Genomic DNA, 14,034 nt, shown 5'->3' with positions numbered 1-14,034 from the left:
CGACGGCCGCACCATCACGGTGCCGATGGCACTCGGGTCCACCCGGCGTCGGCCGAGCGGGACCGCACGGCCCCCCACGAGGTGGTTCCCGTCCGCAGCCGCCGTCTCGTGACGCCCGCCGGGTAGCCGGAGGCCACCGTCGCCCTCCTGTCCGACGCGGACCCGTGGAGGCGGAATCCCGGGGCTGCGCGGCGGGCGCGCGGCACCCGCGCGGTTCCCACCTCCGGACGGGGTCCCCCGTGACGGCGTGTCGGGCTCCGACGCACGGACGGTAACCGGGGAATGACTCGTCCGGGGCTTTCCCATCCTGCTCGCGGCACGCGAGCATACGGGGTCATGATCACAGCGGGCCCCGGGCGACCGGCCACCGACCGGACGACCAGGCGATGGCTGCGACTCGTCGTGTGGCCCTCCTTCGCCCTGCTCGTCCTGGGTCCCGTCCTCTTCCTGTGGTTGTCCCACGACGTGGGTGAGCCGGATCGCCTCCGCCTGCGCCTCGAGGCGGTCCGGGCCGCGGCCAGCGCGGCCGCGTTGACAGCGCTGTGCGGCGCCCTGGTCGGCGCGGTCCACCTCGTGGGCAGGTGGTCCGCTCAGGGCGGGCGCCCCCGGGAGGCGGCTCCGACGGTGCCCGGCTCGGCGAGGAGGGCGCCCTCTCAGCCGCACCGTCAGCGAGACGGGGAGGAGGTCGTGCTCCCCGGTCCCGACTCCTCCCGTCCGACGACGAGCAGGTTCGGGCGGATCTCCCCCCGCCCGGCGCTGGCGGACCGGCGGGCGGTCACCGAGTTGTACGGGCTCGGGGCCAACCAGCTCGGCAGCGAACGGGCGCCCGTCCGCATGGCGGGCGTGTACGCGCTGGACCAGCTGGGGCAGTGCTACCCGGACCAGCGGCAGACCGTGGTCGACGTCCTGTGCGGGTACCTGCGCATGCCGTTCGCCGTGCCGCCCCAGCTGCGGTCGGACCGGCCCTACCCCTCGGACCGGGAGCTGGCGGCGAGGGAGGAGCTCCAGGTCCGCATGGCGGTGCAACGTGTCCTGGCGAACCACCTCAGGCCGGCGGAGGACGCCTCGGGGAGGCCGGCTGCGACCTTCTGGCCCGACATCGATGTCGACCTCAGCCATGCCGTGTTGGTCGATCTGGACCTCACCGGTTGTCGACCGCGCACGGCGCGCCTCTCCGGGGCGAGGTTCTCCGGCTTCGCCTGGTTCGCCGGAGCGACCTTCGAGGGGCCCGCGTGGTTCGTCGACGCCACCTTCGACGGCCACGCCTGGTTCGAGAACTCGCGCTTCCTGTCCCCGGCCTGGTTCCTGAACGCGCGGTTCCTCGGTGAGACTCGGTTCAAGGAGTCCCGGTTCGACGGCGACGCGTGGTTCCTGCACGCCCAGTTCGCCGGTCAGACGAAGTTCACCGGCAGCGAGTTCCGCGGGGCCGCCAGGTTCGGCGGTGCCCTCTTCGCCGGTGAGGCCAGGTTCCGCGAGGTGGAGTTCCACGGGGCGGCCGAACTGCCGCAACCCGACATCGACCTCCGCGCCTCCCTGGTCCGGCGCCCCTCGGACACCACGCACCGCACCTGGCCGCCCGGCTGGCGGGTCCGGGAGACGGACTCGCTGGTGGGCAATCTCGAACTCGCCGAGGCCGCCCCGACGTCACCGGTGGGGCCTGGCCGAGTGGCGACCGGCCTGGTCGACGGTGACACCGGTGCCGAGCCCGGCTCCGGTGACCCCGGTTCGACGCCCTAGCGACCGAGGGCCGGGTCACCGCCGGCACCGGGAGGCCGGCCCACGTGGGACCGGAGATGCCCACCCGTCGCCTCGGCGTCCCGGGAGCCCGCCTCTCCCCGGCCCGAGCGTGCCCAGCGCCGGGTGGGTCGCCGAGCCGGCGGTGCCCGAGGACACCGCCGGGGGTGAGGAGTGTCGACCGCCCCTCGGCGGCGGACGTGTCGGGCGCCATAGCGCCTGCGGTTGCTCCGCCCGCGTGGGGATGGTTGGGTCCGAGGACCGGGTGCCCACCGCCGTCCACCGAGGCCGAGGGGCCGAGCCACCGGCTCGAGCCACGTCCGAGGCGTCGATACGGCAGGCGGTATACATGCACCCGCACGACTTGTCGGAAGATCGATTTTCCACATACGGTGGGCAGCGGTAGCTCAGTTGATCAGGCCCGGCACGGCCCCCTGTGGCTGGTCCGGCAGCCTGAGCCGCTCCGGAACCAGCGGATTCGGCGCCCCGCTCACCCTCCGGGTGGCGGTCGCCCCCGCCTGTTCCGGACGGCTCCGGCGACGAACCGCCGCCACCGGTCGGAAGGGATACGGACGGACGATGACCATGCATGATCGCGCGGAGCGGGATGCTCTGGGGCAGGCCAGCCAGCCCGGTACCTCCGAGGACGAGCACACGCACTTCACCCTCGCCACCGAACCCTGCGGGGCGGGTGGCGTTGTGGTGCGGGCCAGCGGCGAGATCGACATGCTCACCGCTCCCCGCCTGCGGGAGGAACTCCTCGGTCTGCTCGACGCGGGCCACCGCGTCATCCTCGACCTGGACCGGGTGGACTTCCTGGGGTCGAGCGGCCTCGCCGCCCTCGTCGACGCCCATCGCCACGAGGCACCCGCCACGGCGGGGTTCGCGTTGGTCGCCGACTCCCGCACCGTCGTGCGGCCCCTCGAGGTGACCGGGCTCGACCGGGTCCTCTCCATCCACCCCACCGTGGAACGCGCCCAGGAGTCCTTCGGCATCCCCTCGGAGTGACGTCGCCGAAGCCGTGACGCACGTCCGACCGGTCGGACGTCACCACCGGTCGGACGCGGCGCGGCGACGGGTCGCGCGGGCCTACGAGCAACACACGGTGGGTGTGGCTAGGCTCGGGGTTCGACGGGAGGAGCCCACCCACCATGATGGTGTCTCGCGACAGCGTTAACGGCGCGGCCACGACTGAGGACCGCTCCCGACTCCCGGAGCCCGCGAGTCACCACGACGGAGCCTATCCGGAGGTCGAAGCGCTGTTGCTGCCGACGGGCGCCCTCGACGTCCTCCTCGCCGGGTGCACGGACGCGATCCTGATCGTGGACGACCAGAACGTCGTCCGCCGGTTGAACCCACTGGCGAGCGAGCTCCTCCCGGAAGTGCTCCCCGGTTCCCGCCTGGACGAGTCCGCCGTGCCCGCCCTCCGAGAGGCGCTCGCCGAGGGGCGCCGCGATTTCTGCGCGACCCACCGGGACCACGAGCTGCTGGGCCGGAGCGCGGCGCTGGCCGCCGGCCTGACCGCCTGGTACGTCCGGGACGTCACCGCGGAACGGGACCGGGAGAACGCGTTGCTGGCGGAGCGTCGGCGGAAGTCCTTCCTCGCCCACGCCAGCGCGGCCCTCGCCGGCACCCTGAGCCCTGGTCGGGTGCTGTCGCTGGCCGCACGGCTCCCCGTGGGCCGCATCGCCGAGCACTGCGCGGCGGCGATGAGCGACGGAGCCGCCGCGATGGTGGCGACGGCCAGCCAGGACGGGGTCACGCTCCGCCGGACCCGACACACCTCGGTGCTGCGCCGCCTCTCCGCCGTCTCGGACCCCACGGCGGAACCCCTCGGCGACCCGGCGGGCAACCCCGGGGAGCAGGACAAGGAGCTCCTGGCCGAGCTGCTGCCCGACGTTCCCGCCGCGCGGTCACTGCCGGCCCAGGGCCCGCCCGACGACACGGACGACGAGATCATGCTCCTCCCGCTGACGGCGGGCACCGACGTCCACGGCGTGCTGGCGATGGCGACCGCTCCCGGGATGAGCCGGCACGACCGGATCCTGCTCAGGGATTACGCGCAACGCGTGTCGACAGCGCTGGAGGGGGCCAGGGTGCACTCGGAGCGCTCCAGGATCGCGGAGTCGCTGCGGTCGGCTCTGTTGCCGCCCGCCCTCCCCGAACCGCCGGGGCTGTCACTGGGCTCGGCCTACCGCGCCTCCGCCGAGGCGACCAGGATCGGTGGGGACTTCCTCGACGTCCACGAGGAGCCGGGCGGCGGTCGGTGGACGTTCTCCCTCGGTGATGTCTGCGGCAAGGGGGTGGACGCGGCGGTGCTCACCGGTCAGGTCCGGCAGTCCCTGCGGACCGCCTCCCTCGTGTCCGCGGGGCCGGCGGCCAGGCTGGAGCTGCTGAACCGGGTCATGCTCCAGGCGGGCGACGGCAGGTTCGCCACGGTGGTGACCGGGGCGATGACGACTGTCGAGGGCGGTGGCGCCCGGATCAGGCTCGCCAACGGGGGCCACCCCCGGCCGTTGGTCCTGCGCCGGGACGGGACCGTGGAGTCGCTGGAGACCGCCGGGATGCTCGTGGGCGCCCTGGACGAGGCGTCCTTCCTCGAGACGGAGACGGAGTTGGCCCCGGGCGAGTCGCTGCTGCTCTACACCGACGGCGTGACCGAGGCCCGTGACGAGTCCGGGGAGATGTTCGAGGAGGAACGCCTCCAGGAGGAACTGGCGACGTGCGGCGGCCTCCAGGCGCAGGCGGTCGCCAACCGGGTGCAGCAACGGGTCTTCGAGTTCCTGCACGGCAACGACCACGACGACATCGCGATCCTCGTCATCCAGGCGGCATCGGTCGGCGCGCCGCCGGGGACGGCCGAGGACGCGGGAACTCACCCGTCGGAGTGACGCGCCACACACCAACCCGTAGGTTTGGCCAGGTCCCCGACGGGGAACACGTTGGGAGGCTGTCCTCGACAGGCGGAACGCCGCCGGAGCAGCGGACCCAGGCAGCAGTACGAACACCGGAGAACAGCCGATGACAGGTCATCCCGCCGAGAGAAAGCCGCCCGACGAGTCGGGACAGCACGACTGCGACGTCCTCGCGGAGACGGAGATCGCCCGGGGAACGCTGGACTCGGAGAACGTGGGGTTCATCCGCCTGTCCGGCGAGGTGGACCACTATTCGGCGCCGCAGCTGGACACGGTGGTGGACCAGTTGCTCGCCTCGGGCGCGACGGGATTCACCCTGGACTTCGCCGAGGTCACCTTCCTGGACTCCGCCTGCCTGAGCAGTCTCGTCCGCGCCCGGAGGTTGGTGCAGCCCCGGGGCGGGGAGGTCGTGTTGGCGGCGATGAACCGCCACGCCTCGCGGGTCATGCGCATCACGGGCCTGCACACCATCTTCCGGTTCGTCGACGGGGCCCGACAGTAGGCACCGGCGGGGCCCGCCAGTAGGCACCGGCGCCAGCCGGCGCCACCCGAACCCCGGCTCGGCTTCGCGTGGGCTCGGCTTGGCGTCGAGGAGCCGCCCGGCGACCCGAGTGCGGCCCGCGAAGCCCCCGTTCCCCCTCCGGAGTCCGGTCGGGCCCGGGGGAAGGCGACCGGCAGTTCCTGAGGGCTCGTCCTCGTCGCCACGCCCGGACGGCCTGGAGCGCGCGTGCCCTCGCGAGCGCCACCCGGCGTACCGGCGGGGGCGGCCGGAGCCACCGGTGGCCACGCGGGGCCGGTGCCGCCCCGGTCCTCAGCTCGTCGAGTGCAGCGTGACGGCCCTGCTCAGCCCTACCCTGGTCCCGGACGCCGTGCGACTGAGCTCGACCTGGTCGACGCACCGTTCCATCAGCAGGAGACCCCGCCCCCGGCTTCCCGGGTCGGCGGGCGGCGGGCGCCATGTTCCGTGGTCGGCGACCTCCACGTGGACCACCTGGCCATCCACCCAGGCGCGCATGGACACCGACCCGCCGTCGTCCTCCGGGTAGGCGTGCGAGGCGGCGTTGGCCAGCGCTTCGTAGGCGGCCAGCTGGAGGCACTCCGAGCTGTCCTCGTCGACTCCCGCCCCGGACAGCCAGGAACGCAGCGTGCGGCGGACGTGCACTAAGGCCGCTGCCTCGGCGGCGGCGACCATCCGCAGCGGTTCGGGTCCTCCGTCGGCACCGGCACCCCGTTCCGGGGTGGCGTGGTCAGGACGCAGTTCCAGCGGAGTCCCCTGCCGCGTTCCCGTGTCATCGCCGATCACCGCTTCCTCCTCGCCTGCTTCTGTTCCCCCCGCGGCAGGGGTGACCCGGTCGCATCCACCCGTCGGACGCGCTGCGCGCGGACAACTCTCCCCTTACCCTCCCCGGTTACCCGAGTGGGCACGCGTGAATCATCTCGATTCCGTCAAGGGGACCGTGCGGGGGTGTGCGGACGTTTCGCCCGGTCGGCGGGGTTCGGGCCCGGCGACCGGGTGGCCATCCTCTCATTTCCGGTGGACGGCCACCCGGGCCTCGCGGGTCGGAGGGCGCATTCGCCCGGCAGGCCCGACGTTCTCCTCCGAAGAGGTCAGAGGTGGCGAGGATCAGCCTGCGGTAGTGCCGCGACCTCGGTTCCCTCCAGGATGACGTTCATCGCGCGGAACCAGGTCCTGGCGGGTGCGTGACCCCCGTAGATGTTCCCGACACCGCATTCGGTGACCGGCGGGCCACTGCAGATCGGCTGGGGCGAGGCGCCGTCGCCGAAGATGAGCACGGCACCGGCCATCTGGGGGGTGGCTCCGGTGAAGGCGGCGGAGCGGTGTCCCTGGGTGGTGCCGGTCTTGCCGATCGCGGGCCGGTTCCAGCCGGTGGCGTTGGCGGCGTTCGCCGCCGTGCCCACCGTGTCGTCCTTGCTCAGGGCGACGACCATCGAGTTGGCCAGGCCCTCGTCGACGGCCTGCTCGCACGGCTGTTCCTCGATCTCGACCGGGTTGCCGTGCTTGTCGGTGATGGCTTCGATCGGGGAAGGCGGGCACCACACGCCGCCGCTGGTGAGGGTGGCGCTGACGTTGGCCAGTTCCAGCACGCTGGTCGGGGTGAAGCCGAGGGTGAAGGCGCCCATGTTGTTCTGCTTGAGGAAGTCCCGCTGGGGCATGCTCACCCGGGGGTCGTCCGAGTCCGGGTCGATGCCGGTGCCGTTGTGGTTGACCCCGTCCATGCCCTTGCGCAGCCCCAACCGGTAGGCCATGTCCACCACGCTGTCCAGCCCGATCTCCTCGGACATCTGCACGAAGGTGGTGTTGGGGGAGAAGGCGAGGGAGTCCTGGAGGGAGACCCTGCGGTCCATGCCGCCGGTGACGACGTAGGGGTTGTTGCCGTTGCGGTACACCGACGAGGTGTGGGACTCCGGGGAGTCGAACTCCTGGTGGATCTTGTAGCCCTGTTCGAGACCGGCGGCGGCGGTGAAGATCTTGTACGTGGACCCCGTGCCGAAGGGCATCACCGCGCTGGGCAGGTCCCAGCTCGTCTGCCCCCGGTCCGGGTCGACGCCGTAGTCGCGGTTGGCGACCAGCGCCCGCACCTTGTGCGACTCCCGCCCCGGTTCGACGACGGCCATCACGTTGGCGACGCCCGGGGTGGTCTTGCCGACCTCCTGCTCGGCCGCGGCCTTGGCCGCCTGCGTCGCCACCGGGTCCAACGTCGTCTTGATCGTGTAGCCGTTGCGCTTGAGGTCCTCGTCGTCGAACCCGTGTTCGCGCAGGTAGTTCATCACGTAGGAGCAGAAGAAGCCGTTGACGTCACCGTTGCCGTGGCCGACGCAGCCGTTGGGCAGGCGGTTGAGCGGGTTGATCACACCGAGGGGCTCCTGCTTGGCCTCCTCGGCGACCCGGCGGCTGTCCTCAACGGTCTCCCCGAGCATGCCCTCGTCACCCATGCGATTGAGCACGAGGTTGCGGCGACGCTGGGCGTCCTCTGGATTCCGGCCGGGGTTCAGCACGCTCGGCGCGTTCACCACGGCGGCGAGCAGCGCGGCCTGCGGCAGGTTGAGCTGGTCGGGTGTGGTGTCGAAGTAGGTGCGCGCTGCCTGGTGCACCCCGTAGGTCTCGTTCCCGAAGGGCACGATGTTCAGGTAGCCCGTCAGGATCTCGTCCTTGGTCATGCGCTTCTCGATGTCCAGGGCGATGCGGGCCTCGCGCAGCTTCCTGGCCATCGTGGCCTCGGTGGCCTCCCCGAAGGCCTCCTCGTCACCGTCACCCACGATGAAGGCGAGGTAGTTCTTCACGTACTGCTGGGTCAGGGTCGACCCGCCGCCCTCGATGCGGCCGGCGAACTGGTTCTGGACGGCCACCCGGAAGGTCGCCTGCCAGTCGACGCCGTCGTGGTCGAAGAACCGGTGGTCCTCCACGGCGATGATGGCGGCCTTCATCTCGTCGGAGATCTCGTCGGGCCCCACCATCACCCGGTTCTGGTGGTACAGGTAGGCGATCGGATTGTCGTCGCGGTCGGTCACGGTGGTCACCACCGCGGGTTCCGCGCTCTCCATCTCCGCCGACGTTCCGCTCACGGTGTCGGCCGCCTGGTTGGACACCGCGCCGAAGCCGGCTGCCGCGGGGAAGAAGACGGCGGCGAGGAGCACTCCGGCTATCAGACAGAGACCCAGCAGCTTGGAGGCGCCTTTCGCCCGAGCCAGGATCACGGCAGGAACAACCCCTTCCACGGGGCGAGCGAGGACGGCTCACCCACACGATTCGCGACACGCTCTCTCACGAGAGGACCGGTGATGGACGGAGGCGTTCGACGAGGTTCCGGCGCCGGGTCGGCCAGCGCACTGGCGCCGGCCGGCTGTCCTCCTCCTGGGAGGAGGACGTTCGCACCGGTGTCGACGTTGCGCGCCGGCGCGTGATGTGGCTCTCGAACTCCGATGGCCCGGTCCAACCGACCGGGCAGCCCCGTCCGCACCGCATGATCCGGTACCGCACGTCTGACTGACGTTAGCTCAGTCGGGGGTTGAACGACCACTTCCGGGGGACTCCTCCGCCGGGCAGGCGAGCGGGAACGCCCGAGGCCCAGCCGGGACCGGTGCTCGGCTGCCAGGTGGGGTCACCCGCGGGGGGCGGCGTCGTCCGGTTCGCCTGCGGTGTGCTCGCGTGGTCCGTCGGAGACCGGGGCCATGCCGGCCGGTTTCCCCACCAGCACGGCCTCCGCCGGGTCGGCTTCGGGGAGGCGTTCCCGCGCCGCGCTCCGGCGCTTCCTGACGATGGTGACGACCACGGCGGCGAGCACGATCGCGCCGAAGACGAACCAGCTCGCGACGCCGAGCTTGCGTTCGAGGTACTCGGCGGAGGCGCCGGCGGCGGCACCGATCGAGACGTGCAGGAGCGCCCAGCAGGCGGCGCCCGAGATCGACGCCGGCAGGAACCGCGCGTAGGGAAGGCCGGCGGCGCCGGCGGAGGCCGGGGTGAGGGTGCGCACCACGGGGAGGAACCGGGCGGCGAACACCGCTCCGCCGCCATGCCGCCGGAGCAGTTCGGCCGCGCGGTCCCAGTGCTGGAGGCCGATGCGACGCACCAGGCGGCTCTCCCGGAGCCGAACCCCGTAGCGCCGTCCCAGCCAGTAACCGATGGAGTCCCCGGTGGCGGCGCAGACCGTGACGACGAGGCAGAGGATCACGAAGGTCCAGGCGTCGCGCGCGGTCGTGGAGGCGACCAGCAGGCCGGTCTCCCCGGGCACGAGGAAGCCGAGCCCGAGGGTGCACTCCGCGAGGACGAGCAGGCCGGCGGCCGCGATGACGGCGGGCCTGGGCAGATCGGCAAGGGCGTCCAGCATCTCGCTCACCGCTGCCACCAGCATCGCTCCCGTTCAGTCGCGTTCGAGGCCCGGCGGCCGGACCACTGTCGCGGGTCGCTCCCGGGAAGCCCGTCGGGCGCACGTCCGACCAGGCCAGGTCAGCCTGGGGCAGGTGACCCGCTCGTCTACTCATCCTCACTGGTAGGACGTGAGTCCCGCGTTCGGGTTGCGCCACCACGCTGTGCATCCGGCGGAAAATCTTTAACCCGACTGGTTGATTCGTTTTGTCTTGAAGGCCCAATTTGGTCAAGATGTAACTAGCCGGTGGCGGCAGTTGGACTCACTCCTTCGTGCCGCTGGAGCAGTGGAGGTGACCATGAGGAGCGCGCTCGTCCGTCGCCACTCCCCCAGACCTCCCGGCCGCCGGTTAGGCGGGCCGGCGGCCTGACGGGCCCTCCCCGGCTCCTGACTCGTCCGGCACGGCACGGCGTCACCAGCACCTCCGCCGGTCCCCCGAGCGAGTTCGACCGGTCCCGGACCACCGCGCCCACCCGGCCCGCCCCTCCCCTCCACGCCCGTCGTCGCGCGAGGAGGACGCACCCACCCAGGACCTCACCGGAGCGTGGTCCGCGCTCCGGACGACGCCGCACCTCCACCACCGAACACGACGAGTGCCCGAACGGACGCACTCAGTGATGACACCGAAGGACGTCTCCCATGCAGAAACGCGACGAGTCCCACCCGCACGGCGGGGAACGCACCGCGGTCGACCCGCCAGGGGCCCCCTCACCCGGCCGGCTCGCGTCACTGGCGCGACACGACCTCCCGGCATCCCTGGTGGTGTTCCTGGTGGCGCTCCCCCTGTCCCTGGGCATCGCCGTGGCCACCGGCGCGCCGCTGATGGCGGGGCTGGTCGCCGCCGTGGTCGGCGGGGTCGTGGGTGGCGCGCTCAGCGGAGCCCCGCTCGGGGTGAGCGGACCGGCCGCCGGCCTGGTCGTGATCGTGGCCGGCTTCATCGAACAGTTCGGCTGGGCCGCGACCACCGGGATCGTCGTCGCCGCGGGCATCCTCCAGGTGGTACTCGGGCTGAGCCGCGTCGCGGGCGTGGCGTTGGCCCTCTCGCCGGCGGTGGTGCACGGCATGCTCGCCGGCATCGGGCTGACGATCCTGATCGGCCAGTTCCAGCTGGTCCTCGGGGCCGAGGCTCGGACGGGCGCCCTCGACAACCTCCGTGCCTTCGTACCGAACCTCGCCAACGCGCACCTGCCCACGGTCGTCATCGGTGGGCTCACCATCGGTCTGATGCTGGGCTGGCCTCGGCTGCGGCGGGTGAAGGCGGTACCGGCGGCCCTGGTCGCGGTGCTCGGGGCGACGATCACTGCCTGGGCGCTCGGTCTCGACGTCGACCGGGTCGCGCTTCCGGAGGACCCCCTCGGGGAGCTCGCGCTGCCCGAGATGCCGGCCGGACCGGTCGGGGCCATCGTCCTGGCGGTGCTCACCCTGGCGCTCGTCGCCAGCGTGGAGTCGTTGTTGGCCGCGGTCGCGGTCGACCGGATGCACTCGGGGCCACGGGCGAACCTGAACAGGGAACTGGTCGCGCAGGGCACCGCGAACATGGTCTCGGGCTCGCTCGGCGGGTTGCCTGTCACCCAGGTGATCGTGCGGAGCACCACGAACGTGGCGGCTGGAGCGCGCACCAGGGCTTCGGCGGTGATGCACGGGGTCTGGATCGGTGTCTTCGTCCTGTTCCTGACCGACACGCTCGAGCTGATCCCGATGGCGGCGCTCGCGGCCGTGCTGGTCGTCGTCGGCGCCAAGCTCGTGAACGTCGCGCAGATACGGCTGCTGTGGCGGCACCGGGAGTTCCCCGTCTACGCCACCACGATGCTCGGCGTGGTGTTCATCGACCTGCTCTACGGTGTGCTGCTCGGGATCGCGGTGGCGGTGCTCGTGAGCCTGTACCGCCTCGCCCACCAGCGGGTGGAGGTCCGCGACCGGGGCTCCGGTGAGTGGCTGGTGCGGGTCCAGGGGTCGATGGTGTTCCTCGGGGCCGCCGGGTTGACCGAGCGGCTGCGGGCCATCCCGCCCGGCGGATCGGTCACGGTCGAACTGCACATCGACTTCATGGACCACGCGGCCTTCGACGCCCTGCACGAGTGGCGGCGCGAGTACGAGCGCCAGGGGGGAACGGTCCGGGTCGAGGAGACCACCGGTGTGTGGTACCAGCACGTCTCCGACGGGGCGCGGCCCCGCCGGCGCAAGAGCCCCGCGCACGTCGTGCCGCAGTGGCTGGCCTCCTGGCGGCACTGGCAGCACCCGGCCCGCTCGGCGATCCCCCGGCAGCGGGAACGCGGGGAGGACCCGATGATCCTGGGGATGCGGGAGTTCGAACGGCACTCCGCTCCTCTCGTCCGCCCCTACCTCGCGGAGTTGGCGACCAATGGTCAGCGCCCCAGCCAGCTCTTCCTCTGCTGCGCGGACTCCCGCGTCGTCCCCAACGTGATCACCACCAGCGGGCCGGGCGACCTGTTCACGGTCCGGAACGTGGGCAACCTGGTACCGCCGTGCGGCGCCCCCGGGGACGCCTCGGTCGGGGCCGCCGTCGAGTACGCGGTGCAGGCCCTGGCCGTCGACTCGATCACGGTGTGCGGGCACTCGCACTGCGGGGCGATGAACGCGGTCGCGCGGGGCGGGACCGAGGGGGACAGCCACCTGTCGAACTGGCTCGCCCACGCCGAACCGCTGGTGGTCCCCCCACCGCCGGCGCCGGCCGACGACCTGTCCGAGCCGGAACCGGCGTGCCAGCGGTCGCTGGCGGTGCGCAACGTCGTGCAGCAGCTGGCGAACCTGATGACCTACCCGTGCGTGCGGGATGCGGTCACCGAGGGCCGGCTGCGGCTGGTCGGTCTCTACTTCGACATCTCCGAGGCGAAGGTCTACCTGGTGGACCCCGGGACCGGGGAGCTGCGAGTCCCGGACGAGGGAGAGGCGGCACTGCCCCTGGCCGACGGCGCGGGGTGAGTGCGCGGGCGGTGGACGTGGCGGTCCGGCAGGCTGATCAGCCTGCCGGACCGCCACCCCGTCAGTACGGTGCGGGCATGGCGCGTGGACCGCTCTCCGGCGACCGGCCCGACGGCGACGACGAGGTGTCGGTGAACCCGGTGTTCACCCAGGAGCCGACGCGGGTTCCCCGGCACGCCCTGCCGCACCGGGGACTCCCGCCCCGGGTGGCCTACCAGGTGGTGCGCGACGAGCTGATGTTGGACGGCAACGCGCGCCTGAACCTGGCCACCTTCGTCACGACCTGGATGGACGAGGAGGCGGACGAGCTCATCGCGTTGTGCTCCGACCGCAACGTGGTCGACAAGGACGAGTACCCGAGGACCGCCGAGTTGGAGGAGCGGTGCGTCCACATGCTGTCCCGGCTGTGGAACGCCCCGGACCCGCGTCGGGCCGTCGGATGTTCGACGACGGGGTCGAGTGAGGCCTGCATGCTCGCCGGGCTGGCGTTGAAACGCCGGTGGCAGCACCGCCGGCGGGCGGCGGGCGCGTCGACGGAGCGCCCGAACCTGGTGATGGGTGCCAACGTCCAGGTCTGCTGGGACAAGTTCGCCAACTACTGGGACGTCGAACCGAGGGTGGTGCCGATGTCGGGCGCCCGGTTCCACCTGTCCCCGGAGGAGGCGGTGGCCCGCTGCGACGACCACACGATCGGCGTGGTCGGCGTCCTCGGGTCGACCTTCGACGGCAGTTACGAACCCGTCGAGGACATCTGCCGGGCGTTGGACGAGCTGGAGGGGCGCGCCGGCCTCGACGTCCCGGTGCACGTGGACGCGGCCTCGGGTGGCATGGTGGCCCCCTTCTGCGACCCGGACCTGCGGTGGGACTTCCGGTTGTCCCGGGTCGCCTCGATCAACACCTCCGGCCACAAGTACGGGTTGGTGTACCCGGGCGTGGGCTGGGTGGTGTGGCGGGAACCGTCAGCGCTCCCGGAGGACCTGGTGTTCCGGGTGAACTACCTGGGTGGCGACATGCCCACCTTCGCGTTGAACTTCTCCCGGCCGGGAGCGCAGGTCGTGGCGCAGTACTACAACTTCCTCCGGCTCGGCGTGACCGGTTACCGCCGCGTGCAGCTGTACTGCCGGGAGGTGGCCACCCGGCTCGCGGCAGCGGTGGCGGACCTGGGGCCGTTCCGCCTGGTCAGCGACGGCAGCCAGCTGCCGGTCCTCACGTGGTGCCTCCGCGAGGACGTCACGGGGTACAGCGTGTTCGACGTGGCCGCGGCGCTGCGGGAGTCCGGCTGGCTGGTGCCGGCGTACACCTTCCCACCGGATCGCACCGACCTGTCCGTGCTCCGGGTCGTGGTGCGCAACGGTTTCACCAGGGACCTCTCGGACCTCTTCCTGGCCGATCTCCGGCGGGCGTTGCCTCGGCTGCGCCGTCAGACCGGTCCGGTGCGGGGGCCGGAGGCCGGCGGTTTCGACCACGGCGCGACCCGGTCCGGTGCCGCCCACCCTCGGCCTCGGCGTTCGCCGGGCTGAGGTGTTGTCGGGTGCGGCGGAGTCACCCCGAGTGCC

9 protein-coding genes are annotated in these 14,034 nt (G+C 72.2%); 6 read left to right on the top strand and 3 right to left on the bottom strand.

Features of this window, described 5'->3' with window-relative positions:
• The first annotated feature begins 336 nt into the window (after window positions 1–336).
• The 4 genes from C1701_RS21770 to C1701_RS21755 all read left to right on the top strand — a co-directional run bounded on the left by C1701_RS21770 (window position 337) and on the right by C1701_RS21755 (window position 5,151).
• Window positions 337–1,737, top strand: a complete 1,401-nt coding sequence (locus C1701_RS21770) for a pentapeptide repeat-containing protein (protein WP_051713050.1) — start codon at window positions 337–339, stop codon at window positions 1,735–1,737.
• A 576-nt stretch (window positions 1,738–2,313) separates the two neighbouring features.
• Window positions 2,314–2,742 carry an STAS domain-containing protein gene (locus tag C1701_RS21765; protein ID WP_211237524.1) on the top strand — a complete coding sequence of 143 codons (429 nt, stop codon included), beginning with the start codon at window positions 2,314–2,316 and terminating at the stop codon, window positions 2,740–2,742.
• A gap of 143 nt (window positions 2,743–2,885) precedes the next feature.
• On the top strand, window positions 2,886–4,625 hold the full coding sequence (locus C1701_RS21760) for a PP2C family protein-serine/threonine phosphatase (protein WP_051313923.1): 1,740 nt from the start codon (window positions 2,886–2,888) through the stop codon (window positions 4,623–4,625).
• 130 nt (window positions 4,626–4,755) lie between these two features.
• Window positions 4,756–5,151: an STAS domain-containing protein gene (locus C1701_RS21755; RefSeq protein ID WP_103056525.1), complete on the top strand. Its 396-nt coding sequence runs from the start codon at window positions 4,756–4,758 to the stop codon at window positions 5,149–5,151.
• 309 nt (window positions 5,152–5,460) lie between these two features.
• Here the strand turns inward: C1701_RS21755 and C1701_RS21750 are convergent, their stop codons facing one another.
• The 3 genes from C1701_RS21750 to C1701_RS21740 form a co-directional block, all read right to left on the bottom strand.
• On the bottom strand, window positions 5,461–5,952 hold the full coding sequence (locus tag C1701_RS21750) for an ATP-binding protein (protein WP_051313922.1): 492 nt from the start codon (window positions 5,950–5,952) through the stop codon (window positions 5,461–5,463).
• A gap of 305 nt (window positions 5,953–6,257) precedes the next feature.
• The gene (locus C1701_RS21745) at window positions 6,258–8,306 is read right to left on the bottom strand and encodes a transglycosylase domain-containing protein (protein ID WP_245588781.1); all 2,049 of its coding nucleotides are present in this window, start codon (window positions 8,304–8,306) and stop codon (window positions 6,258–6,260) included.
• 464 nt (window positions 8,307–8,770) lie between these two features.
• Window positions 8,771–9,496 (bottom strand): DedA family protein, encoded by a 726-nt coding sequence (locus tag C1701_RS21740; RefSeq protein WP_337662312.1) that lies wholly within the window; start codon window positions 9,494–9,496, stop codon window positions 8,771–8,773.
• Between the two features lie 678 nt (window positions 9,497–10,174).
• Between C1701_RS21740 and C1701_RS21735 the strand changes: the two genes are divergently transcribed.
• On the top strand, window positions 10,175–12,478 hold the full coding sequence (locus tag C1701_RS21735) for a SulP family inorganic anion transporter (RefSeq protein WP_026418719.1): 2,304 nt from the start codon (window positions 10,175–10,177) through the stop codon (window positions 12,476–12,478).
• A gap of 77 nt (window positions 12,479–12,555) precedes the next feature.
• The gene (locus tag C1701_RS21730) at window positions 12,556–13,998 is read left to right on the top strand and encodes a glutamate decarboxylase (protein WP_103056523.1); all 1,443 of its coding nucleotides are present in this window, start codon (window positions 12,556–12,558) and stop codon (window positions 13,996–13,998) included.
• The last annotated feature ends 36 nt before the right edge of the window (window positions 13,999–14,034 follow it).

Source organism: Actinoalloteichus sp. AHMU CJ021 (assembly GCF_002895405.1).
GTDB classification, from domain to species: domain Bacteria; phylum Actinomycetota; class Actinomycetes; order Mycobacteriales; family Pseudonocardiaceae; genus Actinoalloteichus_B; species Actinoalloteichus_B caeruleus.
This window is presented reverse-complemented; position numbering and strand designations above follow the sequence as displayed.

Bases quoted from the DNA above. Each gene is read 5' to 3' on its own strand.
- C1701_RS21730 (WP_103056523.1), top strand. From the start codon at position 12,556: ATGGCGCGTGGACCGCTCTCCGGCGACCGGCCCGACGGCGACGACGAG.
- C1701_RS21770 (WP_051713050.1), top strand. From the start codon at position 337: ATGATCACAGCGGGCCCCGGGCGACCGGCCACCGACCGGACGACCAGG.
- C1701_RS21760 (WP_051313923.1), top strand. From the start codon at position 2,886: ATGATGGTGTCTCGCGACAGCGTTAACGGCGCGGCCACGACTGAGGAC.
- C1701_RS21740 (WP_337662312.1), bottom strand. From the start codon at position 9,496: ATGCTGGACGCCCTTGCCGATCTGCCCAGGCCCGCCGTCATCGCGGCC.
- C1701_RS21735 (WP_026418719.1), top strand. From the start codon at position 10,175: ATGCAGAAACGCGACGAGTCCCACCCGCACGGCGGGGAACGCACCGCG.
- C1701_RS21755 (WP_103056525.1), top strand. From the start codon at position 4,756: ATGACAGGTCATCCCGCCGAGAGAAAGCCGCCCGACGAGTCGGGACAG.
- C1701_RS21765 (WP_211237524.1), top strand. From the start codon at position 2,314: ATGACCATGCATGATCGCGCGGAGCGGGATGCTCTGGGGCAGGCCAGC.